This is a genomic window from Streptomyces sp. NPDC031121, assembly GCF_055570615.1.
Genome location: NZ_JBVIGV010000008.1, coordinates 348903 through 374222 on the forward strand (window position 1 = coordinate 348903; position 25320 = coordinate 374222).

The following is a 25320-nucleotide window of genomic DNA, read 5'->3' on the forward strand; positions in this document are numbered from 1 at the left end:
GCACAGGCGAGGGTTGGACCGCACGTGAACATCCAGGGTGAGGTCGCGGAGGGCTACGAGGCCGTCCGCGACGCGTTCGTACGCAACTTCGAGGTGCTCGGCGACCGGGGCGCGGCCGTGGCCGTGTACCGGGACGGCCGGCGCGTCGTGGACCTGTGGGGCGGCACGCACGACGTCGACGGCACCGCCCCGTGGACGGCGGGCACGGCGCAGGTGGTGCGCTCGGCCACCAAGGGCGTCGCCGCGGTCGTCCCGCTGCTGCTGCACCAGCGCGGGCTCCTCGACCTGGACGCGCCCGCCGGCGACTACTGGCCGGAGTTCAAGGCGGCCGGCAAGGAAGGCGCCCTGGTCCGCGACCTCCTCGCGCACCGCGCCGGCGTACCCGCCCTGGACGTGCCGCTGACCCCCGAGCAGGCCGCGGACGGGCTGTCCGGGGCGCGCGCGGTCGCCGCGCAGCGGCCGTTCTGGGAGCCGGGCACGGAGCACGGCTACCACGCGCAGACGTTCGGCTGGCTGCTGTCCGAGCTGGTGCTGCGGGTGACCGGCACGTCCCTCGGCGCGTGGCTCGCCCACGAGGTCACCGGCCCGCGCGGGCTGGACTTCTGGATCGGGCTGCCGCAGGACGTCGCGGAGTCGGGGCGGGTCGGCCGGGTGGGCGCCGTCGAGCCGCCGCAGTCGGCGGGTGCGCTGCGCACACGGCCGCGGAGAAACGTTTCGGAGGCGTACGCCGACCCCGGCTCCCTCACCCGGCGGGCCTTCGCCGCGATCACCCCGCTCGCCGACGAGAACGCCCCCGCCTACCGGGCCGCCGAACTCCCCGCCTCCGCCGGCATCGGCACCGCCCGCGCCCTGGCCGGCCTGTACGCGTCCCTGATCGGCGACACCGAGGACGGCCCCCGCCTGTTCACCCCCGAGACGGCCGCCCTCGCGGGCACCGAGCTGTCGTCCGGCCCCGACCGGGTCCTCGTCGTCAACACCCGCTTCGGCCCGGGCCACATGCTCCACAGCCCCGCCTCACCGATGCTGTCCCCCGCCTCCTTCGGCCACCCGGGCCGCGGCGGCTCCCTGGCCTTCGCCGACCCGGCGTCCGGCACCGCCTTCGGCTACGTCACGAACGCCCTGGCGTCCTCGGTCACGGCCGACCCCCGCGCCCAGTCCCTGGTCCGCGCCCTGCGCTCGACCCTCTGAGGGCGCGGCGGCGGGGCTGCCCCCGGTACGGCGCCGTACGGCGCCGGTGCACCGGCGGTCAGCGGACGACGGGCCCGCGGCCGGCCCGCCAGTCGTCGATCCGCTTGCGGATGCCCGCGACCATCGGCAGGTCGTCGACCGCCTCGGGGGCGAACCAGGCCACCTCGAAGGACTCGTCCGAGGCGCGCAACGTGCCGCCGGTGGGGCGGGCCAGCAGGCAGACGGAGAACTCCTGCCGCACCTCGCCGTCGTCGTACGCGAACACGTGCCCCGGATCGGTGTACGTCCCGACGATCCCCGTGATCTCCACGGTGATGCCGGTCTCCTCCAGCGTCTCCCGGGCCGCGCACTGCGCGAGGGACTCCCCGATCTCCATCACCCCGCCGGGCAGCGCCCACATCCCGTTGTCCGCGCGCCGCTGCAACAGCACGCGGCCGGCGTCGTCCACGACGACCGCCGACGCGGCCGGCACGAGGCTGTTCGCCTTCGGGGCGTCGGGGTCGTCCTGGTAGTCACGCCTCGGCATCGCCGTCACCCTCCCGAATGCCCCGTCCTCGGCTCCACAGCTCTTCGACGTGCGCGGCGAAGCGGTCGAACATGCCGTCCGACTGACGGCGTCGCAGGTGCATCATCGGCGAGTCGTGCCCCACCTTGCGGGCCAGGTGCGGTGTCACGACCATCTCGTTGTCGAAGCGGAAGACGGAGAGGCCGACATGGCCGGTTTCGAAACGCCCCTCGATCCCGGGAACGTCCCGCAGCTTCGCCAGCTCTGCGAGGGTCACGGCGATCCGCGTCGACAGCGTGAGCGGTACGCCTTCCTCTTCCTCGCGTGCGGCCGTCACCGGGCTGTCAGGGTCGCCGACCAGGAAGCGGATGCGGCAACCGGCCTGCGCCTTCCGCCGTAGCGCGCCGCTCAGGTTCGCCTGCTCCAGCCACAGGAAGTAGTTGGTGTATCCGGCGAAGACGAGTTCACGTTGCGCCTTGGTGATCAGGGAACGCCAGAGGCTCGCGGGGGCTGCCGAGCGGTACGGGTAGACCTGGACGAGTTCGCGGTTCGGCCCTGCCGTGAGAGCCGAACGAATCGCTGTGGGCCACAAGTTCTGTTCCTCCTCACCCAAAGCCTCGCAGGCCGCCCACCGGTGCCGGGCGTGAGGGATGCGGCCGGGCTCGGTGACCCAGCGCGCCACCGTTTTGGCGTCGACCCCGCACCGCTCTGCGAGCTGCGCCTCTGTCATGTTCGCATCGGCAAGGGCGCGGCGCAGAGCCTGATTCATGAGTCGCCTCCGAGGACGTGAAGCCTTGGACGAAACGCTAGCCAGGGAACGTCCCAAACGTCCTGAGAACGGGGTGGGAACGCCCCTTTCGGTAGCCCCAGCATCGAGACCGCATCAGTGTGAGGGTTATCGAGCCTGTCGGGTGGAAGGGCATATCAGGAATGGCACAACAGCATCCGAAGCGCGAACGGGTTGGCGGGCCGGTCGGCGCCGGGCCGGGCGGCGTGCTCGGGATGGCGTTCGGCCCGGAGGGCCTCGTGGCGGAGTGGGCACGGCTGACGATGCCGCGGCCGGGGCCGGTCGACCCCGCAACGTGCATGCAGTGCGGGCAGCTCCGCGAGGAGCTGCGGACGGCGGCCGCCTGCGGGTACGGCATCGCGGAGATCACCGAGTGCATGCTCGCGCACATGCGGTTCGGCCACCCGGACGATCGCCGCGTGTTCCCGTCTCCCGGGGGCTGGAGGTGGGTGCGTGGCTGAGTGTCTGGACTACGTGAGGTTCCCCGTCGCGCTGGTCGAGGAGGTCGCGCGGCGCCGGCCGGAGGACGGCGCTCGCATCAACGCTCTGTGCACGGACCTGCTCTGCCACGACGGACCGCACCTCGCGCCCCTGTTCGCCGTGCGCGGCCGCAGTGCCGCCACGGTCTGGGCGCGGTGGTCCGGCACGGTCGCACCTGAACTGGTCGAGCTGGAAGACTGCCGGGAGCCGCACTTCGCGTGCGCCTGCCCGCTGTACGCGGGGCACGACCCGGAGGCGGCACCGTGAGGGCAGCGCCGTCAGTGGTTCAGGATGGCTGCCACGATCGGGCCCGCCGCGTCGCCGCCGTGGCCGCCGGACTCCACCATGGCGGCCGCCGCGACATCGCCGCTGTAGGCGGTGAACCAGCTGTCCGGGCTGCCCGCGCCGTCGACCTCCGCCGAGCCGGTCTTCGCGCCCTTGTCCGAGCCGCGTACGCCTGCCATCGTCTGCGCGGCCGTGCCCTCGGCGGCCGTCTGCCGCATCATGCGGACCAGTTGCCGCGCCACCGCCGGCTTCATCGGCCGCTCGGCCCGGGCGATGGGCCGCCCGTCCAGGCCGGGCGCCACCAGCACCGGCTGCCGGAACACGCCCGTGCGTGCCGTGGCCGTGATCGAGGCGACGTTGAGGGGGTTCATGGTGATCCGGCCCTGACCGATGTACGCGGCCGCCGCCGCGGCGCCGGTCGCCTCGGGCACGCTGCCGTCGACGGAGCGGACGCCCGTCTTCCAGTCGAGGCCGATGCCGAAGACCTCGCGCGCCTCCTTCGCCAGCGCCCCGTCGTCGTCCACGGTCTTGATGCGCTTGATGAACGAGGTGTTGCAGGACCGGGCGAACGCCGTCGCGAAGTCCGCGCCGCCGGGCAGGTCGAAGCCGCGCAGGTTGTGGAAGGGGCGGCCGCCCCAGGAGACCTCCTTCGTGCACTGCGCCGGCTGGTCCGCCGCCGCCGCGCCGCGGTCCATCAGCATCGCCGCCGTGACGATCTTCATGGTCGAGCCGGGCGCGCGGGCGCCCTCCATGGCCGCGTTGAAGCCGTCCTTGCGGTGGTTGGCGACGGCCAGGACGTGCCCGGTGCTCGGCTGGACCGCGACGACCGACGCCTCGGGGTAGCGGGCCACCGCCTTCTCGGCCGCCGCCTGCACCCGCGCGTCCAGGGTGGTCTCCAGCTTCGCGGGCTCGCCCTCGGCCAGGGTCAGCAGCGTGCGCCGGGGCGCGTCCGGGGTGGCCGGCTCGATCCACAGCTCGGCGCCGGGCCGCCCGCCGGCCTTCGCGCCGTACGTGCTGCGCAGCTGGTCCAGGACGGGCCGCAGCGAGGGGTACTGGCGGGGGTCGAGTTCCTCGCCGCGCCGGTCGACGGCCTTGACCGGCGGCGCGGCCGGCGGGCCGGCCCGCAGCTCCTCGCCCCGGCCCAGCTCGGGGTGGATGACGGAGGGCTGCCAGTCGACGAGCGGCTTCCCGGTCGTCGCACCGCGCACCACCGTCAGCCTGGAGGCGTACGCGAAGGGCTTCGCCGCGCCCTCGTGGGCGACCTCCGCGGCCACCGTGAACGGGACGGTCGTCCCCTCCGGTGCGCCGGGTGTGAACACGGCCTTCGCGATGTGCGCCTTGTCCCGGTAGCCGGCCATCGCGGCCTGCGCGGCGGCGGCGTTGTTCGTCAGCCCGGCCGCCTCGCGGTCCTTCCCGGCGGCCCAGGCGTCGAGGAACGCCTTCGCCGTCCGGGCGGCCTCCTCGCCGGTGACGGGCCCGCTCCCCTTCGCGGGCGCGGCGGCGCTCGCCGCCTCGCCGCCGCCCGCGCCGTCGACCAGCGTGTACACCCCGTACGCGGTGCCGCCGACCATCGCGAGGAACACCCCGCCTATGACCGCGCCCTTCGCCGCCCCGTTCATCCCGCGCCCCTCCCCAGGACATCAGCGTCCTTGAACGTGTTCAAGGACCTTCGGTCGACGACCTTACGGGCTGTGCGCCTGCAGCGTGCATGTTGTTGCGGGAGGCGGACATTCCGATTCGGGTCGCGAGCGGGGTGAGCGGAGCCGGCGCGGGATGCGCCGGCTCCGCTGCGGGGGCTGCCGGTGGAGCCGTCCGGGTCAGGTCCCCGGGGCACACTGCAGTGTGACCTCGACGACCTCCGACGACACACCGGTCTCCGAGCCCTGCCTGGGCACCACGAGTTGGGCGGTCACGGTCGGCGCCTTGTCCGTGGGGTTCGCCCGCCGGGGGGCGGTGATGTTGAACTCCGGAACCGCGGAGTTCGGCGCGGTGAACTTCACCACGGGCTCGGACTGCTTGCCGGTGCTGCCCTTCCACACCACCTTGACGTCACCGCTCCCCGAGCCCGTGAGCGTGCCCGCGAAGGTCACCCTCGTCGGCTGGTTGCACGGAACGGTGGGAGTGTCGGGCTTGGTCGCGACGACTTCCGCATCGGTGATGTTGACGTTGACGGGGGCGGGCGCCTTCGAGCAGTCGATGGCGCTGCCGCCGCCGCCCTCACGCGGCCTGACCCGGTAGGTCCCCCGTTCCAGGTTGTCGACGTCGAGAGCGCCCTGGCTGTTGACCCGGGTGTCCGTGGAGCTGCCGCCGACACGGACGATGGTGATCCGCTGGTTCGCCGCGAAACCGGTGATCGCCATGTCGACCCGGTTGTTGTCCGCGGCTTTCAGCTGGCAGGCCGGCGCCGCGGGGACCTGCACGGCCGCGGGGGCCGCCTGGGCCGCCATGGCCGGGGGCAGGGCCACCGCGGAGGCCAGGAGCGGGGCGAGGAGAGCACAACGACGTTGCCGATTCATGCGGTTTCCCTCCATGGCAGGGGTCCTGCCTGGCTGTGTACGGAATCGGGGTGCGGGCTCGCCATGGCGGTGGGCGCGGGGAGTGCCGCGGCATGTGGCGGGGCGGTCGGCTGGTCCGGGACCGGCCCCGGCGCCCGAGAGCCTGCGGGGCAGACGGACTGACGGGATGTCACGTCGCTCGTCCTGCGGCGGCCCGCACCATGGGGCTCCTCTTCGAGGATAACCGGCAGTGGCCGAGGCGGCCTCCGGACGCCGAGGGGCCCCGGCGCCGGGGCCCCTCGCCCGCCTCCTCAGACCCAGGTGTCCAGCCACATGCGGCTGCGCCAGGAGTCCATCGGGATCGTCTGGCCCGTGTAGATCGGCCAGAAATAAATGAAGTTCCAGATGATCAGCAGGACGAGGACGCCCGCCGCCACCGCGCCCAGAGTGCGGCGGCGTTCCGACGAGCCCCGGGGGCCCAGCAGGGCGCCCACCGCCATCGCCAGCGCCAGGCACAGGTACGGGACGAACACCACCGCGTAGAAGTAGAAGATGGTGCGCTCCTGGTAGTTGAACCAGGGAAGCAGGCCCGCGCCCACCGCGCACGCGATCGCGCCGGCGCGCCAGTCGCGGCGGAAGAACCACCGCCACAGCACGTACAGCAGCGCGAAGCAGCCCGCCCACCACAGCAGCGGTGTGCCGAGGGCGAGGACCTCGCGGGCGCACTTGCCCGCCTCGGTCGCCGGGCAGCCGTCCGTGCCCGGTTCCGGGGACTCGTAGAAGTAGGACACCGGCCGGCCGACGACCAGCCAGCTCCACGGGTTCGAGTCGTACGTGTGGCCCGAGGTCAGGCCCACGTGGAACTTGTAGACCTCGGTCTCGTAGTGCCACAGGCTGCGCAGCCACTCCGGCAGGAACGACAGCGCGCTGTCCTGGTCCTGCTTCGCCGCCCAGTCGCGGAAGTAGCCGCCCCGGCCGTTGTCGGGGCTGAGGATCCAGCCCATCCAGGAGGTGACGTACACCGCGACCGCAACCGGCACCGTCGAGAGGAAGCCCGGCAGCGCGTCCCGGCGCAGCATCGCCGCGTACGGGGCGCCCGCGCCCGCGGTGCGGCGGGCCGCCGCGTCCCACAGCACGGTCAGGATCCCGAAGAACGCCAAGGTGATCAGGCCGTTCCACTTCGTCCCGAAGGCCAGGCCCAGGCAGACGCCCGCCAGGATCCGGTACGGGCGCACGCCCAGCCGCAGCGTCTCGGCGATCACCGCGTCGGGGCGGGTGCGGCCCTCCGCGTCCACGGGGAGTGCCGCCGCGAGCCGCTCCCTGGCCCGGTCGCGGTCGACGAGCAGCGCGCCGAACGCGGCCAGCACGAAGAACATCAGCACCAGGTCGAGCAGCGCGGCCCGGCTCATCACCAGGTGCAGGCCGTCCACGGCGAGCAGGCCGCCCGCCAGGCAGCCCAGGAACGTGGAGCGGAACAGGCGGCGTCCGATCCGGCACAGCAGCAGCACCGACAGCGTGCCGAGCACGGCCGTCATGAACCGCCAGCCGAACGGGTCGAAGCCGAACATCCACTCGCCGAGCCCGATGACCCACTTCCCGACCGGCGGGTGCACCACGTACCCGGGGTCCGCGGGCAGGGCCACCCCGTCCGGGTTGGCCAGGATCGACTTGTCGATGTCCTTGGGCCAACTCGCCTCGTAACCCTGCCGGATCGTCGCCCACGCGTCCTTCGCGTAGTACGTCTCGTCGAATATCACGGCCTTCGGGCTGCCCAGCTGCCAGAACCGCATCACCCCGGCGGCCAGCGCGACCGCGATCGGCCCGGCCCACGCCATGACGCGCTGCCAGGTCGCGGCCGCGGAGGCCGAGAAGCCGAGCGCGGCCCACAACTGCCCGGACGGGCGGGCGTACGGGGGCACCAGGCGGGCGCGCACGTCCGCCGGGCGCGCTCCGGCGGGCGGCGCGTAGCCGAAGCCGCGCAGCCGGCGCAGCCAGGGGGACGGCTCTTCTGCCCGGCCCGCCGGCGGGGCGGTCGGGGCCCCCGCGGGGCTGGGCGGCGGCGTCGCGGTACTGGTCACCGGGTCATCGTAGGGAACGCCCGGACGCGATCCACAGTGCCGTGGCGGTGCGCTCCCGCGTGCTGCCCGCCGCCGCCGCGTGTGCCGGGCGGGACGGCTGAGAGGATGGACGGGTGACGACCGACCAGCCCACCCGTACCGCAGCCGCCGACCCCCGCGGCGTGCTCGTCCTCGCCGGCACCCCGATCGGCGACCTCGCCGACGCCCCGCCCCGCCTCGCGGCCGAGCTGGAGCGGGCCGACGTGGTCGCCGCCGAGGACACCCGCCGGCTGCGCCGGCTGACCCAGGGGCTCGGCGTGCACACCTCCGGCCGGGTCGTGTCGTACTTCGAGGGCAACGAGTCGCAGCGCACCCCCGAGCTCGTCGAGGCGCTTCAGGACGGCAAGCGCGTGCTGCTCGTCACCGACGCCGGCATGCCGTCCGTCTCCGACCCCGGCTACCGGCTCGTCGCCGCCGCGGTGGAACAGGACATCAAGGTCACCGCAGTGCCCGGGCCGTCCGCGGTGCTCACCGCGCTCGCCCTGTCCGGGCTGCCCGTGGACCGCTTCTGCTTCGAGGGCTTCCTGCCGCGCAAGGCCGGGGAGCGGCTGGCCCGGCTCCGGGAGGTCGCGGCCGAGCGGCGCACCCTCGTCTACTTCGAGGCGCCGCACCGGCTGGACGACACCCTCGCCGCGATGGCCGAGGTGTTCGGCGCCGACCGCCGGGCCGCGGTCTGCCGCGAGCTGACCAAGACGTACGAGGAGGTCAAGCGCGGCGGGCTCGGCGACCTCGCCGCCTGGGCCGCGGACGGGGTGCGCGGCGAGATCACCGTCGTCGTGGAGGGCGCCCCGGAGGCCGGGCCCGCCGATCTGGACGCCGCGGAGCTGGTGCGCAGGGTGCGGGTGCGCGAGGAGGCGGGGGAGCGGCGAAAGGAGGCCATCGCGGCGGTCGCCGCCGAGGCCGGCGTACCCAAGCGGGAGGTGTTCGACGCCGTCGTCGCGGCAAAGAACGCGGCCGAAAAGATGCCGTAAGAGGGTAAAGGGATAACCTGAAAAGCAAAGCTCGGACCGCGCACCGGGCGCCTCGGGCATGAGTGGCCCAAGGACCGTCCAATTCTCGACATGGCCTGATGCGCTCCCGCCCGGCGAGGCGTCCACTGGCAATGGCACCAGTGGAACAAGAGGAGCTGGCATGAGTGAGATCGCAGACACCCCGGCAGCCGCCCCCGCCCCGGTCCCCGCCCCCGCACCCGTCCCGTCGCCCGCGGCCGCCCGCGCCGCCGCGGCCGGCGTCCCCATCGCCCACGAGGCGTACTCCTTCGCCTGCATGCGGTGCGCCTACGGCTGGGAGCAGGCCTACGAGATCGAGCACCACACCGACGGGCAGGGCCGGCCCTTCATCGTCTACCGGGCAGGCGGCGAGCGCGTCCCCTCCCCGCTGTCCAACCCGACCTGCCACAACTGCGGCAGCCACGTCGTGCGGATCATGCGGGAGGGCCAGGTGTCCACCGTCCGCGGCACCATGGACAGCATCTACCACCACCCCGTCTCGCCGGGCATCGCCGGACCCGTCCCGGCGGGCGCCGACCTGCCGCGCACCTCCCGCCGCACCCCACCCCGCCACGACGCCCCCGGCCCCGTGCCGGTGGACGACGGCGAGGAGCGCCGCGGCTTCTTCTCCCGACTGCTGGGGCGGCGCCGCCGGTCATAAGATCGGCCGTATGAGCGCCTCCAAGGACACCCCGCCGCCGCTGCCCGAACCGCTCCGGGTCGCCGTGGCGGACTCGCACACCCACCTGGACATGCAGGCCGGCACCGTCGAGGAGGGCCTCGCCAAGGCCGCCTCGGTCGGCGTCGCGACCGTCGTGCAGGTGGGCTGCGACGTGAAGGGCTCGCACTGGGCCGCCGAGACGGCCGCCGCGTACGACAACGTCCACGCCGCCGTCGCCCTCCACCCGAACGAGGCGCCCCGCATCGTCCACGGAGACCTCGACGGGTGGTCGCGGCAGGGCGCCCGCCCCGGCGGCGGGCAGGCCGCCCTCGACGAGGCCCTCGCCGAGATCGACGCCCTCGCCGCGCTCGACCACGTCAAGGCGGTCGGCGAGACCGGCCTCGACCACTTCCGCACCGGCCCCGAGGGCATGGCCGCCCAGGAGCTGTCCTTCCGCGCCCACATCGAGATCGCCAAGCGCCGCGGCAAGGCCCTCGTCATCCACGACCGCGACGCCCACGCCGACGTCCTGCGCATCCTGCGCGAGGAGGGCGCCCCCGAGCGGACCGTCTTCCACTGCTACTCCGGCGACGCCGGCATGGCCCGCGAGTGCGCCGCCGCCGGCTACTACATGTCCTTCGCCGGCACCGTCACCTTCAAGAACGCCCAGCCGCTGCGCGACGCCCTCGCCGCGGCCCCGGCGGAGCTCGTCCTCGTCGAGACCGACGCCCCCTACCTCACCCCCGCGCCGTACCGCGGACGGCCGAACGCCCCGTACCTCATTCCGCTGACGGTCCGCGCGATGGCCGCGGTCCGCGGCATCGACGAGGACGCGATGGCCACGGCCATCGCCGCCAACACGGCGCGCGCCTTCGACTACTGAACCGCCCCGTCGGCCGACACGCTGGGTGCCCGTCCGGCTTTGGAGGGTGACGGACCCTCCGCTAGGGTGCCGTGCCCGAACGAAGCCGGGCCGGACCAGTGGAGCGAGCGGCGTGAGCGAGAAACCCTTCACCGGGAACCCCGGGGCCCTCGACCCGTACGGGCCCCCGCTCGCCGGCCCCCACCCGCTCGCCGGCGCCGGCGAGCGCGCCGACCCGGACCCGGGCCCGCACCCGGACCCGGGCCCGCACCCGGACCCGGCCGGGCCGGGCGGCCCCGCCGCACCGGCCGCCGACGGGACCGTCCCCACCCCCCGCGCGCCCGGCGGGCACCGCGCCGGCCACCGCCGCAGACCCGCTGAGCCGCCCGGCACCCCCGGCACCGGACGCCGCCGCCGCGCCCCGGCCCCCGCCGCCCCGCCCGCCGCCGCGCCCGCCGCCCCCGCCGCCTGGCGGCGGATCGTCCCCCAGGCCCTCGTCGTCGCCTTCCTCGCCGGCGGCACCACCGCCTTCGTCGCCGCCGACAAGGCCGTACGCCTCACCGTCGACGGCCGCTCCCGCACCCTGCACACCTTCGCCGGCGACGTCGGCGAACTCCTCGCCGCCGAAGGCCTCGGCGTCGGCGCCCACGACCTCGTCGCCCCCGCCCGCACCGCCGCCCTCGGCGACGGCGACGAGATCCTCGTCCAGTACGGCCGCCCCGTGCGCCTCACCCTCGACGGGCAGACCAGCCAGGTGTGGACCACCGCCCGCACCGTCGAAGCCGCCCTGCGCCAACTCGGCGTCCGCGTCGAAGGCGCCCACCTGTCCGTCCCCCGCACCTCCGCCGTCCCCCGCTCCGGCCTCGACCTCGCCGTCCGCACCGAACGCAGCGTCACCTTCCTCGCCGACGGCGGCGAGACCACCGTCCGCACCAACGCCGCCACCGTCCGCGAGGCCCTCGGCCAGGCCGGCATCACCCTCACCGGCCAGGACACCACCTCCGTCCCGCCCGAGTCCTTCCCCCGCGACGGGCAGACCGTCACCGTCCTGCGCATCACCGGCACCCGCGAGGTCCGCGAGGAGCGCATCCCCTTCGAGATCCGGCGCATCCAGGACGCCGCCCTCTTCGCCGGCACCGAAGTCGTCGAACGGGCCGGCCGCCCCGGTACCCGACGCGTCGCCTACGCCCTGCGCACCGTTAACGGCATCGCGCAGAAACCCCGCCGCGTCACGGAGGAGACCGTCCGCGAACCCGTCACCCAGGTCGTCCGCGTCGGCACCAGGCCCCTGCCCGCCTCCGTCGCCGGAGCCGAGGGCCTGAACTGGGCGGCACTGGCCCAGTGCGAGTCCGGCGGCCGCCCCGACGCCACCGACCCGTCCGGCACGTACGGCGGCCTCTACCAGTTCGACGTCCGCACCTGGCAGGCCCTCGGCGGCAGCGGCCGCCCCCAGGACGCCGCCGCCGCCGAGCAGACCTACCGGGCCAAGAAGCTGTACGTGCAGCGGGGGGCGAGTCCGTGGCCCCACTGCGGCCGTAGGCTTTACCGGTGAGCACCGCAGAGCAGCAGCCCGACAGAACCAGCGACGCCCTCCTCGGCGCGGCCGACATCCGCGAACTCGCGGCCGCCCTCGGCGTGCGCCCGACGAAGCAGAAGGGCCAGAACTTCGTCATCGACGCCAACACGGTGCGCCGCATCGTGCGCACCGCCGACGTCCGGCCCGACGACGTCGTCGTCGAGGTCGGACCCGGCCTGGGCTCGCTGACCCTGGCACTGCTCGAAGCCGCCGACCGGGTCACCGCCGTCGAGATCGACGACGTCCTCGCCGCGGCACTGCCCGCCACCATCGAGGCCCGCATGCCGGACCGCAAGGACCGCTTCGCCCTCGTCCACTCCGACGCCCTGCTCGTCGAGGAACTCCCAGGCCCGCCGCCCACCGCGCTCGTCGCGAACCTGCCCTACAACGTCGCCGTGCCCGTCCTGCTGACCATGCTGGAGCGCTTCCCCAGCATCCAGCGCACCCTCGTCATGGTGCAGTCGGAGGTCGCCGACCGGCTCGCCGCCAAGCCCGGCAGCAAGGTGTACGGGGTCCCCTCCGTCAAGGCCAACTGGTACGCAGAGGTCAAGCGGGCCGGCGCCATCGGCCGCAACGTCTTCTGGCCCGCGCCGAACGTCGACTCCGGGCTCGTCTCCCTCGTCCGCCGGACCGAGCCGATCCCGACCGCCGCGAGCCGTACCGAGGTCTTCGCCGTCGTCGACGCCGCGTTCGCCCAGCGCCGCAAGACCCTGCGCGCCGCCCTCGCCGGCTGGGCCGGCTCCGCGGCCGCCGCCGAGGCCGCCCTCACCGCCGCCGGGATCTCCCCGCAGGCCCGCGGCGAGTCCCTCACCGTCGAGGAGTTCGCCGCCATCGCCGAGCACAAGCCCGCCGCAGCCGAGAGGCCCGCCCTGTGAGCGCCGCACCCGGCGGCGTCACCGTACGCGTCCCCGCCAAGGTCAACGTGCAGCTCGCGGTCGGCGCCGCCCGGCCCGACGGCTTCCACGACCTCGCCAACGTCTTCCTCGCCGTCTCCCTCTACGACGAGGTCACCGTCACCCCCGCCGACACCCTGGCGGTCACCTGCTCCGGACCCGACTCCGACCAGGTGCCCCTGGACCGGACGAACCTCGCCGCCCGCGCCGCCGAGCTCCTCGCCGCCCGCAGCGGACGGCCCGGCGGCGCCGACGTCCGCATCCACATCGCGAAGAACATCCCCGTCGCCGGCGGCATGGCCGGCGGCAGCGCCGACGGCGCCGGCGCGCTGCTCGCCTGCGACCGGCTGTGGGGGCTCGACACCCCCCTCGCGGAGCTGCTCGGCATGTGCGCCGAACTCGGCAGCGACGTCCCGTTCAGCCTGCTCGGCGGGGCCGCGCTCGGCACCGGGCGCGGCGAGCTGCTGACCCCCCTCGACGCCGGCTCCTTCCACTGGGTGTTCGCCGTCGCCGACGGCGGGCTGTCCACCCCGGCAGTCTTCCGCGAGTTCGACCGGCTCGCCGAAGGCCGGGACATCCCCGAGCCGCAGGCCTCCCCGGCCCTGCTGGCCGCCCTCGCCTCCGGCGACCCCGACGCCCTCGCCGGTGCCCTGGCCAACGACCTCCAGCCGGCCGCGCTGTCCCTGCGCCCGCAGCTCGCCCGGACCCTGGCCGCCGGGACCGCGGCCGGGGCGCTGGCCGGGATCGTCTCCGGCTCCGGCCCGACCACCGCGTTCCTCGTCCGCGACGAAGAGGCCGCCGCGAAGGTCGCCGCCGCCCTGGAGGCGTCGGGGACCTGCCGCACCACGCGGACCGCCACCGGCCCGACCGCGGGAGCCACCCGCATCTGACCCGCCCGGCCCGGCCCGGCACCCCGCCGGACCGGGCCGGGTACCCAGGCCCGGGATGAGTACGCGCACTCTGGCGGGCGGCCGGCCGCCGCGGCGACCGTGGGCGCATGCACACCACCGCCCGCCGGCTCGCCGACGCCACCCCCGCCACCCGCGACCGGTACGTCGACCTGCTCCGCGTCGCCTCCCTCGGCACCGTCGTCCTCGGCCACTGGCTGATGGCCGCCGTCACCGCCGACGGGATGGGCAACCTCCTCGCGGTCGTCCCCCGTCTCCAGGCGCTGACCTGGATCCTCCAGGTCATGCCGGTGTTCTTCTTCGTCGGCGGCTTCTCCCACGCCCTGTCCCACCGCTCCCTGGAGCGCCGGTCCGGCGGCGCCCCCGTCTACGCCGCCTTCCTGCGGGCCCGGCTGCGCCGCCTGCTGCGGCCGACGCTCGTCTTCGTCCTCGTCTGGACCGCCGCCGCCCTCGCCGTCCAGGCCGCCGGGCACGGCCGCGGCCCGCTGACCGGGGCCGCGCTGCGGATCGTCACCCAGCCGCTGTGGTTCATCGGGATCTACCTGGCGATGGTCGCGCTGACCCCGCCGCTGCTGCGGCTGCACCGCCGGTGGGGGTGGGGGGCCTTCGCCGCGCTGTGCGGCGCGGCCGGCGCCGTCGACGTGCTCCGCTTCGCGGCCGGGGTGCCGTACGCGGAGTTCCTGAACTTCGCCTTCGTCTGGCTCGCCGTGCACCAGCTGGGCTTCCTGCGCGCCGACGGCCGCCTGCGCCGCCCCGCCCTGCTCGCCGCCGCCGGCCTCGCCGGCGCCGCGCTGCTGGTCGCGTACGGGCCGTACCCGCTGTCCATGGTCGGGATGCCCGGCGAGAAGGTGTCCAACATGGCCCCGCCCACCGCCGCGCTGCTCTGCCACGGGCTGTGGCTGGTCGGAGCCGTCGAGCTGCTCCGGCGGCCCGCCGAGCGGCTGCTGGCCCGGCCCCGCGCCTGGCGGGCCGTCGTCGCCGCGAACGGCATCGCCATGACCGCCTTCCTGTGGCACCTCACCGCCATGCTCGCCGTGTACGCCGCCCAGCTCGCGCTCGGCGTACGGCTCCCCGAGCCCGCCTCGGCGGCCTGGTGGGCGCAGGCCCCGCCGCGGCTGGCAGCGGCCGCCGCCCTGACCGGGCTGCTCGTCGCCGTCTTCCGGCGCTTCGAGACCCCCGGCGCCCCCGCCGCCGCAGCCCCGGCCGCCGGGTCGGGGCCGCGGGCCGCGGCCGGCACCGTCCTGTGCCTGTTCGGCGTCCTCGGCCTGTCCACGACCGGCCTCGGCGGGCTCCTGGACGGGCACACGGCGACCCTCGTCGCCCTGCCCGTCACCGCGCCCGCCGCGCTCGCGATGGCGCTCGGCGGGTGGTTCCTGGTGGAACGTTCGGGCGCTTCGCGGAGCGTTAGGCTGAGGGGCTGATCCCCATCCCTTCCCTGGAGCGCGTCTGATGGCCGTCAACTTGGTCAATGTCGAGGCAGTCGGCAAGGTGTACGGCACCCGTGCCCTGCTGGACGGCGTCTCCCTCGGCGTCTCCGAGGGGGACCGGATCGGCGTCGTGGGCCGCAACGGCGACGGCAAGACCACCCTCATCCGCATCCTGGCCCGCCTGGAGGAGCCCGACAGCGGCCGCGTCACCCAGAGCGGCGGCCTGCGCATGGGCGTCCTCACCCAGCACGACTCCCTCGACCCGGCCGCGACGATCCGCCACGAGATCATCGGCGACATGGCCGACCACGAGTGGGCCGGCAACGCCAAGGTCCGCGACATCATCACCGGCCTGTTCGGCGGCCTGGACCTGCCCGGCTTCACCCACGGCCTCGACACCGTCATCGGCCCGCTCTCCGGCGGCGAGCGCCGCCGCATCGCCCTCGCCAAGCTCCTCATCGACGAACAGGACCTGATCGTCCTCGACGAGCCCACCAACCACCTCGACGTCGAGGGCATCTCCTGGCTCGCCGGCCACCTGCGCGAGCGCCGCTCCGCCCTGGTGTGCGTCACCCACGACCGCTGGTTCCTCGACCAGGTCTGCACCCGCATGTGGGACGTCCAGCGCGGCTCCGTCTTCGAGTACGAGGGCGGCTACAGCGACTACGTCTTCGCCCGCGCCGAGCGCGAGCGCATCGCCGCGACCGAGGAGGCCAAGCGGCAGAACCTGATGCGCAAGGAGCTGGCCTGGCTGCGCCGCGGCGCCCCCGCCCGGACCTCCAAGCCGCGCTTCCGCATCGAGGCCGCGAACGCCCTCATCGCGGACGTGCCGCCGCCGCGCGACACCTCCGAGCTGATGCGCTTCGCCAACGCCCGCCTCGGCCGGACCGTCTTCGACCTCGAGGACGTCACCGTCCAGGCCGGCCCCAAGACCCTGCTCAAGCACCTCACCTGGCACCTGGGCCCCGGCGACCGCATCGGCCTCGTCGGCGTCAACGGCGCCGGCAAGACCTCGCTGCTGCGCGCCCTGGCCGAGGCCGCCCGCACCCAGGGCGACGCCCAGCCCGCCGCCGGCACGGTCACCGTCGGCAAGACGGTCCGGCTGGCCTACCTGTCGCAGGAGGTCGGCGAGCTCGACCCGTCGCTGCGCGTCCTGGAGGCCGTGCAGCGCGTACGGGACCGCGTCGACCTCGGCAAGGGGCGCGAGATGACGGCCGGTCAGCTGTGCGAGCAGTTCGGCTTCACCAAGGAGAAGCAGTGGACGCCCGTCGGCGACCTCTCCGGCGGCGAGCGCCGCCGCCTGCAGATCCTGCGCCTGCTGATGGACGAGCCGAACGTCCTCTTCCTCGACGAGCCCACCAACGACCTGGACATCGAGACCCTGACCCAGCTGGAGGACCTCCTCGACGGCTGGCCCGGCTCGATGATCGTCATCTCCCACGACCGGTTCTTCATCGAGCGCACCACCGACACGGTGATGGCGCTGCTCGGCGACGGGGCGCTGCGCATGCTGCCGCGCGGCGTCGACGAGTACCTGGAGCGCCGGCAGCGGATGGTCGAGGCCGCCGCCCCGGCGCCCGCCCCGGCCGCCGCGAAGTCGACGTCCGCCGGCGACGCCAGGGCCGCGAAGAAGGAGCTGCAGAAGATCGAGCGGCAGCTCAACAAGATGGCCGACCGCGAGACGAACCTGCACGCGAAGATCGCCGAGAACGCCACCGACTTCGCCCAGGTGGCCAAACTCGACGCGGAGCTGCGCGAACTCATCTCCGAGCGGGACGAGTTGGAGATGCGCTGGCTGGAGCTGGCCGAAGAGGCCTGATCCGGGCCCGGCGCGCGGCCGCCGAACGGCCGGATAACGGCGCTGTCACGGGCCGGTCCGCCCTTGGGAACAGGGGTGCGACCGGCCCGGTGCCGGAAACGCGCCAGTGGTAGAAAGGTGATCCCCCCGATCGCCCGACGCCGAAGGTACGCGCTGATGACCGAGCCGCCCCAGCCGCCGAACCAGCCGCCCGCGCCGTCCGGTTACAGCCACCTGCCCGGCCCGCCCCAGCCCGGCTACGGAACGCCCCCGCAGGGCGCCAACCCGTACGCCCAGCCGCCGACGCAGCCGATGGCGCGGCCCGGCTACGGCTACCCGCCGCCCGTCCCTCCCGTCCCGCCCGCCCCCGGCGCCCCGCAGGGTCCGGTCCCCGGCGGCCCGCGCGGCCGCCGCACGGCCGTCATCGCCGCGGCCGCCGCGGCCGGCGTGCTCCTCGCCGGCGCCGGCGCGTACTTCGCGTTCACCGGAGACGGCGGCGACGATCCCAAGCCCGCCGCGCAGAGCGCGCCCCCCGCCGCCCCGCAGCCGTCCGGCACCCCGGACAAGGGCGACGGCAGCGGCAACGGCTCCGGCGCGTCGGAGGACCTCAACGCAGGGCGCAAGCAGGGCGAGGACAGGGTCCTCTGGCTGAAGACCGCCAAGATCGACGGGCCCGGGGCGGGCGTGGACTCCGGCGGCCAGTGGGTTGTCGGCGACACCGTGGTCAAGAGCATCTGGAAGGACCTCGTCGCCTACGGGGCCGCCGACGGCAAGGAGAAGTGGAAGCTCTCCTTCCCGACGAAGATCTGCTCCGTCACCCGCCAGACCACCGCCGACGCCAAGACCGTCGTCATGTACCAGGACAGCGAGTCCGAGAGCGCCCTGTGCAACCGGATGCGGCTCGTCGACCTCAAGGCGGGCAAGGAGGGCTGGTCCAAGGAGGTGCCCAAGGAGGGCCTCTTCGACATCATGACCAGCCCCACCCTGGGCATCGCCGGCGACACCGTCGCCGTCAGCCGCAGCGGCACCGCCAGCGCCTTCAAAATCAGCACCGGCGACAAGCTGTTCGGCAGCGACGGAGCCGAGGGCTGCAAGCCCGGCGCGTACGTCGCCCACCGCACCAAGATGATCGCCATCGCCACCTGCTACGACGACAACCTCACCACCGAGGTGTCCGACGCCGACCCCGCCACCGGCAAGAAGACCTGGACCTACCGGCTCCCGGCCAAGTACAAGGTCACCAGCGTCCACTCCCTCGACCCGGTCATCCTCGACGTCGGCAACGAGGAGAAGAAGGAGCGCTCCATCGTCGTCCTCGGACCCGACGGCAAACAGCGCACCACCGTCAGCGGCGAGGGCACCTTCGAAACCGAGTGCACCAACGGCCTCTTCCGGTCCGTCGAGGTCTGCGAGACCTCCGTCGTCGACCAGAACACCCTCTACATGCCGACCTCCCCCGGCATCGGCAAGGCCAACGAGATCGTCGCCTTCGACCTCGCCACCGGCAAGGCCAAGTGGCGCACCCCCGCGGGCGAGGGCCGCACCCTGACCCCGCTCCGCGCCGAGGACGGCCGGCTGATCGCCTACCGCAGGGCCACCCCCGACCAGGGCGGCGAGGTCGTCGCCTTCCCCGCCGCCGGAGGCGACCCCACCGCGCTGCTGCGCAGCCCGTCGGGCACGGCGGCACCCGTCGAGGCCGCCTTCTACAAGCCGAAGATCGACTTCGTGGGCGGGCGCCTCTACCTCTCCACCGCGCTCCTGCGCGCCCAGGGCACGGACGAGAAGCTCCTGATGGTCTTCGGCAAGTGAACGAGTCCCCCGAGCCGCCCACCGAGAGGCAGTAGCAACCGATGAGTACCCCGCCGCCCCCCAACCAGCCGCCCTCCGGCGGCTTCGGAGCGCCGACGGACCCGCCGCCGGGAGGCTTCGGCGCACCCCCGCCGACCCAGCCGGCCATGCAGCCGCCCGTCCCGCAGCAGCCGCCCGCGCCCCCCGCGGCACCGCCGCAGCCGCCGACCGTCCCCCAGCAGGCGCCGGCGCAGCCCGCGTACGGCTACCCCCAGCAGGGCTACGGCTATCCGCAGCAGGGCGCCCCCGCCGGCCCGGCCGCCCCGAACCCGTACGGCGCGCCCACGGCGCCCATGCAGGCGGCCCAGCCGCTGCACGGCAGCCCGCAGGGCCCCTCGGGCGGCGAGAAGCGCACCCAGCTGATGATCGTCGGCGCGGCCGCGCTGGCCATCGTCCTCATCGTGGCCGGCGGCCTGTGGTACGCCTCCGGCAGCGGCGGCGACGACGGGGAGCCCCAGGCCGGCCCCAGCGCGAGCACCGGCGCCGCCCCGGCCGGCGCGCCCGGCTCCGAGAAGGTGCCCGCCAACCCCAAGGCCCGGGTGCTCTACAACCACCCGAGCCCCACCCCCGAGGAGAGCACCTCCGTCAAGGGCTCCTGGCTGACCGACAGCGTGTACGCGAAGTCGGACATCGGCAAGATCGTCGGCTACAACCTCGTCGACGGCGGCAAGAAGTGGGAGCTGCCCGTCCCCGGCGAGATCTGCGGCGCCACCAAGCACGTCAGCGACAGCAAGACGGCGTTCCTCTTCCGCGCCAGCCAGCCCACGCCCGAGGTCAAGTACCCGCCGTGCACCGAGGTCGGCGTCCTCGACCTCACCACCGGCAAGCTCGTCTGGTCCGGCAACGCCAAGGGCAGCGCCACCGGCGACCGGCCCGCGAACTTCGACGAAGTCACCATCAGCGGCAACACCGTCGCCGCGGCCGGCACCAGCGGCGGCGCCGCCTGGAACCTCGCCGACGGCAAGTCCCTGTGGACCCCCAAGGCCGACGCCGAGGGCTGCTACGACTCCGGCTACGCGGGCGGCGAGGCCCTCGCCGTCATCCGCAAGTGCGGCCGCCACCCGAACCAGACCCTCCAGGCCCAGACCCTGGACCCGGCCACCGGCGCGCCCACGTCCTCGTACAAGCTCTCCGAGGGCATCGAGTGGGCCTCGATCATCTCCACGAAGCCCCTCGTCGTCGCCGCCGACGTCGGCAAGACCGCCAAGAACGCCACCGGCATCAGCGACCTCTTCGTCGTCGACCCCAAGGGCGAGCTGAAGTCGCGCATCTCGCTGGCCTCCGGCAACTTCGGCGGCAAGTGCCGCAGCACCGAGGTCGAGATGTGCTCCAACATCGTCGTCGGCAACGGCAAGGTCTACCTGCCCTCGATCGAGCACCAGGGCCAGGAGTCCGGCCGCACCAACGAGCTGCTCTCCTTCGAGCTGGAGACCGGAAAGCAGACCACCGACCGCTCCGACGCCGGCGAGCGCTACACCATGTACCCGCTCCGCATGGACGGGTCGAACATCATCGCCTACAAGTCCGGCCCCTACGACAAGGGCGGCCAGGTCGTCTCCGTCGACGGCACGACGATGAAGCAGACCCTCCTGATGGAGACGCCCGGCGACCGGGCCGCCAAGAAGGCCGAGATCGCCTTCTCCCCGGAGTTCTCCGAGTTCCGCTACCACAACGGCAAGCTCTTCATGTCCCGCACCAGCGCCCGGAAGAGCTCCATCTCGGGCGGCGACCCGGACTACCTCTTCGTCTCGTACACGGCGAGCTGACCCCGGCCGCTCCCGCGGCCGCACGAAGCCCCCGGAAGGTCCGCCTTTCCGGGGGCTTTCGCGCGGTAACCGCCGCGCGCCGTCGAACAAGCGTGTAGCTTGCCGGGGCATAAGGGGAGGGGGCGGGAGCCCGATGGGCGTACGGGTCATGGTGGTCGACGAGCACCGGCTGCTGGCCGAGGCGCTCGCCTCGGCCCTGAAGCTGCGCGGGCACCGGGTGCTCGCGGCCGCGGCGCCGGCCGCCGGCGCGGCCGAACTCGTCATCAGCCGGGCGCCGGAGGTCTGCCTGCTGGGGACGGCGTCCCCGGCCGAGCCCGGCGTCTTCGATCCCGTCGCCCGCATCAGGCGGGAGCGCCCGCAGATCGCGGTGGTGGTGCTCGGGCCGGTGCCCAGCCCGCGCGGCATCGCCGCCGCCTTCGCCGCCGGCGCCTGCGGGTACGTCCGCCACGACGAGCGCATCGAGGGCGTCGAGCGGGCCCTGGCCAAGGCCCGGGCCGGCGAGCCCGCGATCTCCCCGCAGCTCCTCCAGGGCGCGTTCGCGGAGCTGCTCGACCCGGCCGTCCCGCCCGACGACGAGGGCAGCCGGCTGCTGCGGCTGCTCACACCCCGCGAGATCGAGGTGCTGGTGCGGGTCGCGGAGGGCGAGGACACCCGGCTCATCGCCGCCGGCATGGAGATCGCCCCGAGCACCGCCCGCACCCACGTCCAGCGGGTGCTGATGAAACTCGGCGTCGGCTCACGGCTGGAGGCGGCCGCGCTCGCCGCCAGGACCGGCCTGCTGGAGCGGGCGGCACTGCCCGGCCAGGGCCCCGATTTCCCCGGACGGCCGTAATCCGGTAAGCCAGAGGGCGGCAGCACGAGCACGCACCGCGCGTGCGTTCCCCCGCGAGAGGTAGTAGGCGAGTGAGTAAGTACCTGGTCACCGGCGGTGCCGGTTACGTCGGCAGCGTCGTCGCGGCCCACCTGCTGGAGGCGGGCCACGAGGTGACCGTCCTCGACGACCTCTCCACCGGCTTCCGCGAGGGCGTCCCGGCCGGCGCCGCGTTCATCGAGGGCCGCATCCAGGACGCCGCCCGGTACCTGGACCCCTCCTACGAGGCGGTACTGCACTTCGCGGCCTCCTCCCAGGTCGGCGAGTCCGTCTCGAACCCGGGCAAGTACTGGGAGAACAACGTCGGCGGCTCCCTCGCCCTGCTCGCGGCCATGCGCGGCGCCGGCGTGCGCAAGCTCGTCTTCTCCTCGACCGCCGCCACCTACGGCGAGCCGACCGAGCCGCTGCTCACCGAGGAGTCCCCGACCAAGCCGACCAACCCCTACGGCGCCACCAAGCTCGCCGTCGACCACATGATCACCGGCGAGTGCGCGGCCCACGGCGTCGCGGCGGTCTCGCTGCGCTACTTCAACGTCGCGGGCGCGTACAAGGAGTTCGGCGAGCGCCACGACCCCGAGACCCACCTCATCCCGCTGGTGCTCCAGGTGGCGCTGGGCGAGCGGGAGGCGATCTCGGTGTTCGGCGAGGACTACCCCACTGCGGACGGCACCTGCGTGCGCGACTACATCCACGTCGCCGACCTGGCGGAGGCCCACCTCGCCGCGCTCGGCGCCGCCGTCCCCGGCGAGCACCTGATCTGCAACCTGGGCAACGGCAACGGCTTCTCCGTCCGCGAGGTCGTCGAAGCCGTCCGCAAGGTCACCGGCAAGGACATCCCGGAGGTCCTCGCGCCGCGCCGGGCCGGCGACCCGGCCGTCCTCGTCGCGTCCGCGGAGAACGCCCGCACCCGGCTCGGCTGGACGCCGTCCCGGCCGGACCTCGCCGGAATCATCGCGGACGCCTGGGAGTTCACGCGCGCCCTGCGCGGCGCCTGACCGCACCCGCCGCGCCTCCCGCGCCCCCGGCACCCCCTCGCGGTGCCGGGGGCGCGGCGCGTCCGGCGCACGGCCGGGGGCGGGCGGGCGGGGCGGCGCCGGGGGAGCGCGTACGGGCGGCGGGGCGCCGTGCGGCGGCGCGGTGCGCGGGCGCCCGGCGCACGCGCGCCGGGTGACATGCCCCCCGCGCACCTGCCCGCGGCACGTCCCCGGCGGACGGCTGCGGCCCGGTCCCGCGACGGGCGAATTCCCGCCACGGCGGGCCCGGTTCGAGGCGGCGCCCTTCGGAAATCGCTCGGAAAACTTCTGCTATTCGGCCAACTGCGCCCGCCCGCCCGCTCTACGCTGATGCGTGACGCCGGTGGGGGCCGGTGTTGATTCAGGGGTCGAGACGCGCCGGGTACGGCGTCCGGTCCGGGGTAATGCAGAGGTGTCTCGGCGGCGGCCGCGGCGCCCGCGGTCCACCGGGTCCTGGCGCCGTACCCGCCGTCGTCCGTTCCCCGACCCTTGGGGGTTTTGTGGTTCGCATCCGAGTTCTCGTGGTCGACGACCACCGCATCTTCGCCGAATCGCTCGCCGCGGCACTCGCCGCCGAGCCCGATGTCGACGTGTCCGCCGCCGGCAGCGGACCGGCCGCCCTGCGCTGCCTGGAGCGCTCCGTCGCGGAGGGGCGCCGGTTCGACGTGCTCCTGGTCGACGCCGACCTCGGCGCCGCCGGCGGCGTGCCCGCCCCGCGCGAGGGCGGCTCCGCCGCGGGGCAGCCCCCGCACGCGGCGGACGGGATCGCCCTCGTCGCGGGCGTGCGGGCGGCGCACCCGGCCGTGCGCACCGTCGTCCTCGCCGAGCGCGACGACCCGCGCCGGGCCGCGTTCGCCCTCCAGGCGGGGGCGTCGGGCTGGGTGGCGAAGGACTGCTCGCTCTCCCGGCTGCTGGCCGTCGTACGGGGCGTCCTGCGGGAGGAGACGCACCTGCCGCCCGCGCTGCTGACGGGGGTGCTGCGGGAGCTGACGGCCGCGCGCAAGCACCGCAGCGACAGCGAGCGGCTCGTGGAGTCCCTCACGCCGCGCGAGCACGAGGTGCTGCGCTGCATGGTGGCCGGGCTGGGCCGCAAGGACGTCGCGGCCCGGCTGTTCCTGTCCCCGCACACCGTCCGCACGCACATGCAGAACGTGCTGGGCAAGCTCGGCGTGCACTCCACGCTGGCCGCCGTGGCGCTGGCCCGGCGGGCGGGGGTGCGGCCCGCCGACCTAGGGGATGTTGTCGAACGGAGCGGTCAACTGGCGTAGCAGGGCCGCCAGGTCGGCGCGCTGGGCCTGCGAGAGGCGGGCCAGGATCGCCCGCTCCTGGGCGAGCAGCCCCGCGAGGGCCTCGTCGGCGCGGTCGCGGCCCTCGGGGGTGAGGCGAACCAGGACGCCGCGCCGGTCGCTGGGGTCGGGCAGGCGCTCGACGAGGCCCTTCTTGGCGAGCCGGTCGATGCGGTTCGTCATGGTGCCCGAGGTGACCAGGGTCTGGGTCAGGAGCTGGCCCGGCGAGAGCTGGTAGGGGGCGCCGGCGCGCCGCAGCGACGTGAGGACGTCGAACTCCCAGGGCTCCAGGCCGTGCTCGGAGAAGGCCAGCCTGCGGGCGCGGTCGAGGTGGCGGGCGAGCCTGCTGACGCGGCTCAGCACTTCGAGCGGTTCCACGTCGAGGTCAGGGCGCTCCCGACGCCATGCCGCGACCAGTCGGTCGACCTCGTCCTCCATGCCGATCAGTGTAAGGGGTCTGTCGATGTGAAGTCTCTTGAAAGCGAGAGTCTCGGACCGGTAGATCTTGATACCGGTATTCTTGATGTCGAGATATATCCCGGGCGGTGCTGGGCATGGAGGGGGCCGAGGCGCTTCCGCTTCCGCCCGCGCACCCAGCAAGGAGGCTCGAACATGCATTCCGACGTCGACCCCGCTGCACGGATCCGCACGGCCGCCCCACCCCCCGCCCCCGGATGGGACCCCCAGCAGTACCTGCGCCACTCAGGACACCGCACCCGACCCTTTCTCGACCTCCTGGCCCGCATACCCGAACTCCCCGCGCGCCCCGGCCGCCCCGCCCGCATCGCCGACCTCGGCTGCGGCCCCGGCAACGTCACCGCCCTCCTCGCCGACCGCTGGCCGGACGCCCGCATCACCGGCTTCGACCTCTCACCCGACATGCTCCGCCGCGCCCAAGCCGACCACGCCGGCCCCACCCCCGGCGGCGGCACCCTCGACTTCCGCCGCGCCGACATCGCCGACTGGCTCCCCGACGACACCTACGACCTGATCACCTCCAACGCCGCCCTCCAATGGGTCCCCGCCCACCCCGGCTCCTTCGCCGCCTGGACCGCCGCCCTGCGCCCCGGCGGCACCTTCGCCTTCCAGGTCCCCGGCAACCACACCGCCCCCAGCCACGCCCTCCTCGCCGCGCTCTGCGACAGCCCCCGCTGGCGCGGCCGGCTCGCAGGCCAGGGCTCCCGGTACATCCACGTCCTCGAACCCGCCGAATACCTCGACCGCCTCACCGAACTCGGCTGCGCCGCCGACACCTGGGAGACCACCTACCACCAGCTGCTGCCCGGCCCCGACCCCGTCCTCGACTGGGTCAAGGGAACCGCCCTGCGCCCCGTCCTGACCGCCCTCGGCGACGACCGCGAAGCAGCCGAGACCTTCCTCGCCGAATACCGCGACCTGCTCCGCGAGGCATACCCTCCCGGCCCCCGCGGCACCGTCTTCCCCTTCCGGCGGATCTTCGCCGTCGCCGTCAAGGAAGGCTGAGCCGGCACGCGTACGACGACGCCCCGCCGCCGCGGCAGTCCGCGGAGGCGGGGCGCCCCGTCCGGGCCCACGGGCCCGGACCC

The 25320-nt window shown here is 74.4% G+C and carries 23 protein-coding genes; 17 read left to right on the plus strand and 6 right to left on the minus strand.

All coding sequences use genetic code 11. The annotated features are described in order from the left end of the window. Positions 1-24 precede the first annotated feature (24 nt). The gene (locus ACZ462_RS17615) at positions 25-1188 is read left to right on the plus strand and encodes a serine hydrolase domain-containing protein (RefSeq protein WP_467803280.1); all 1164 of its coding nucleotides are present in this window, start codon (positions 25-27) and stop codon (positions 1186-1188) included. Positions 1189-1246: 58 nt separating this feature from the next. On the opposite strand, the gene ACZ462_RS17620 is transcribed toward ACZ462_RS17615, so the two are convergent. Together ACZ462_RS17620 and ACZ462_RS17625 are read right to left on the minus strand one after the other, a co-directional pair. Beyond that, entirely contained in the window at positions 1247-1714 is a 468-nt protein-coding gene (locus ACZ462_RS17620; protein ID WP_467803279.1) for an NUDIX hydrolase, read from the minus strand. Further along, positions 1701-2462, minus strand: coding sequence for an XRE family transcriptional regulator (locus tag ACZ462_RS17625; protein ID WP_467803277.1), 762 nt, complete (start codon positions 2460-2462; stop codon positions 1701-1703). Before ACZ462_RS17625 ends, ACZ462_RS17620 begins: the two co-directional genes overlap by 14 nt. A 161-nt stretch (positions 2463-2623) precedes the next feature. Here ACZ462_RS17625 and ACZ462_RS17630 point away from each other — a divergent pair, with 161 nt between their 5' ends. Both ACZ462_RS17630 and ACZ462_RS17635 read left to right on the plus strand, forming a co-directional pair. Continuing rightward, positions 2624-2941 (plus strand): hypothetical protein, encoded by a 318-nt coding sequence (locus ACZ462_RS17630; protein WP_467803276.1) that lies wholly within the window; start codon positions 2624-2626, stop codon positions 2939-2941. After that, entirely contained in the window at positions 2934-3227 is a 294-nt protein-coding gene (locus ACZ462_RS17635; protein WP_467803274.1) for a hypothetical protein, read from the plus strand. Before ACZ462_RS17630 ends, ACZ462_RS17635 begins: the two co-directional genes overlap by 8 nt. Before the next feature lie 11 nt (positions 3228-3238). Here ACZ462_RS17635 and ACZ462_RS17640 read toward each other — a convergent pair whose 3' ends face one another. From ACZ462_RS17640 to ACZ462_RS17650, 3 genes are all read right to left on the minus strand, one after another. Continuing rightward, positions 3239-4864 (minus strand): penicillin-binding transpeptidase domain-containing protein, encoded by a 1626-nt coding sequence (locus ACZ462_RS17640; RefSeq protein WP_467803273.1) that lies wholly within the window; start codon positions 4862-4864, stop codon positions 3239-3241. A gap of 198 nt (positions 4865-5062) precedes the next feature. Continuing rightward, the gene (locus ACZ462_RS17645) at positions 5063-5710 is read right to left on the minus strand and encodes a hypothetical protein (protein WP_467803271.1); all 648 of its coding nucleotides are present in this window, start codon (positions 5708-5710) and stop codon (positions 5063-5065) included. Between the two features lie 341 nt (positions 5711-6051). Beyond that, complete coding sequence (locus tag ACZ462_RS17650; protein WP_467809272.1) at positions 6052-7818, minus strand: dolichyl-phosphate-mannose--protein mannosyltransferase; 1767 nt, start codon at positions 7816-7818, stop codon at positions 6052-6054. A gap of 113 nt (positions 7819-7931) precedes the next feature. On the opposite strand from ACZ462_RS17650, the gene rsmI reads away from it, so the two are divergent. The 13 genes from rsmI (at position 7932) to ACZ462_RS17715 (ending at position 23737) form a co-directional block, all read left to right on the plus strand. Then, positions 7932-8828: a 16S rRNA (cytidine(1402)-2'-O)-methyltransferase gene (gene rsmI / locus ACZ462_RS17655; protein ID WP_467809273.1), complete on the plus strand. Its 897-nt coding sequence runs from the start codon at positions 7932-7934 to the stop codon at positions 8826-8828. A gap of 160 nt (positions 8829-8988) precedes the next feature. After that, positions 8989-9507: a hypothetical protein gene (locus ACZ462_RS17660; RefSeq protein ID WP_467809274.1), complete on the plus strand. Its 519-nt coding sequence runs from the start codon at positions 8989-8991 to the stop codon at positions 9505-9507. A gap of 10 nt (positions 9508-9517) precedes the next feature. Beyond that, complete coding sequence (locus tag ACZ462_RS17665; RefSeq protein ID WP_467809275.1) at positions 9518-10390, plus strand: TatD family hydrolase; 873 nt, start codon at positions 9518-9520, stop codon at positions 10388-10390. 112 nt (positions 10391-10502) lie between these two features. Then, positions 10503-11921: a ubiquitin-like domain-containing protein gene (locus ACZ462_RS17670; protein WP_467809276.1), complete on the plus strand. Its 1419-nt coding sequence runs from the start codon at positions 10503-10505 to the stop codon at positions 11919-11921. Next, positions 11918-12820 carry a 16S rRNA (adenine(1518)-N(6)/adenine(1519)-N(6))-dimethyltransferase RsmA gene (gene rsmA, locus ACZ462_RS17675; RefSeq protein WP_467809277.1) on the plus strand — a complete coding sequence of 301 codons (903 nt, stop codon included), beginning with the start codon at positions 11918-11920 and terminating at the stop codon, positions 12818-12820. The genes ACZ462_RS17670 and rsmA overlap by 4 nt, the downstream gene beginning before the upstream one ends. After that, positions 12817-13728: a 4-(cytidine 5'-diphospho)-2-C-methyl-D-erythritol kinase gene (locus ACZ462_RS17680; protein ID WP_467809278.1), complete on the plus strand. Its 912-nt coding sequence runs from the start codon at positions 12817-12819 to the stop codon at positions 13726-13728. The genes rsmA and ACZ462_RS17680 overlap by 4 nt, the downstream gene beginning before the upstream one ends. A 107-nt stretch (positions 13729-13835) precedes the next feature. Then, positions 13836-15167 (plus strand): acyltransferase family protein, encoded by a 1332-nt coding sequence (locus ACZ462_RS17685; protein ID WP_467809280.1) that lies wholly within the window; start codon positions 13836-13838, stop codon positions 15165-15167. 28 nt (positions 15168-15195) lie between these two features. Then, positions 15196-16992: an ABC-F family ATP-binding cassette domain-containing protein gene (locus tag ACZ462_RS17690; protein ID WP_467809281.1), complete on the plus strand. Its 1797-nt coding sequence runs from the start codon at positions 15196-15198 to the stop codon at positions 16990-16992. 156 nt (positions 16993-17148) lie between these two features. Beyond that, the gene (locus ACZ462_RS17695) at positions 17149-18780 is read left to right on the plus strand and encodes an outer membrane protein assembly factor BamB family protein (protein WP_467809282.1); all 1632 of its coding nucleotides are present in this window, start codon (positions 17149-17151) and stop codon (positions 18778-18780) included. Between the two features lie 41 nt (positions 18781-18821). Next, positions 18822-20585, plus strand: a complete 1764-nt coding sequence (locus ACZ462_RS17700) for an outer membrane protein assembly factor BamB family protein (RefSeq protein WP_467809284.1) — start codon at positions 18822-18824, stop codon at positions 20583-20585. A gap of 133 nt (positions 20586-20718) precedes the next feature. Then, positions 20719-21417 (plus strand): response regulator transcription factor, encoded by a 699-nt coding sequence (locus tag ACZ462_RS17705; RefSeq protein WP_467809285.1) that lies wholly within the window; start codon positions 20719-20721, stop codon positions 21415-21417. Between the two features lie 71 nt (positions 21418-21488). After that, entirely contained in the window at positions 21489-22451 is a 963-nt protein-coding gene (gene galE, locus ACZ462_RS17710; protein WP_467809286.1) for a UDP-glucose 4-epimerase GalE, read from the plus strand. Positions 22452-22969: 518 nt separating this feature from the next. Next, a complete protein-coding gene (locus ACZ462_RS17715) occupies positions 22970-23737 on the plus strand; it encodes a LuxR C-terminal-related transcriptional regulator (protein ID WP_467809287.1) in 768 nt (255 codons plus the stop codon). Here ACZ462_RS17715 and ACZ462_RS17720 read toward each other — a convergent pair. After that, positions 23699-24193 (minus strand): MarR family winged helix-turn-helix transcriptional regulator, encoded by a 495-nt coding sequence (locus ACZ462_RS17720; protein WP_467809288.1) that lies wholly within the window; start codon positions 24191-24193, stop codon positions 23699-23701. The two genes, ACZ462_RS17715 and ACZ462_RS17720, sit on opposite strands and share 39 nt — an antisense overlap. A 174-nt stretch (positions 24194-24367) precedes the next feature. Between ACZ462_RS17720 and ACZ462_RS17725 the strand changes: the two genes are divergently transcribed. Continuing rightward, the gene (locus ACZ462_RS17725) at positions 24368-25237 is read left to right on the plus strand and encodes a trans-aconitate 2-methyltransferase (RefSeq protein WP_467809289.1); all 870 of its coding nucleotides are present in this window, start codon (positions 24368-24370) and stop codon (positions 25235-25237) included. Positions 25238-25320 lie beyond the last annotated feature (83 nt).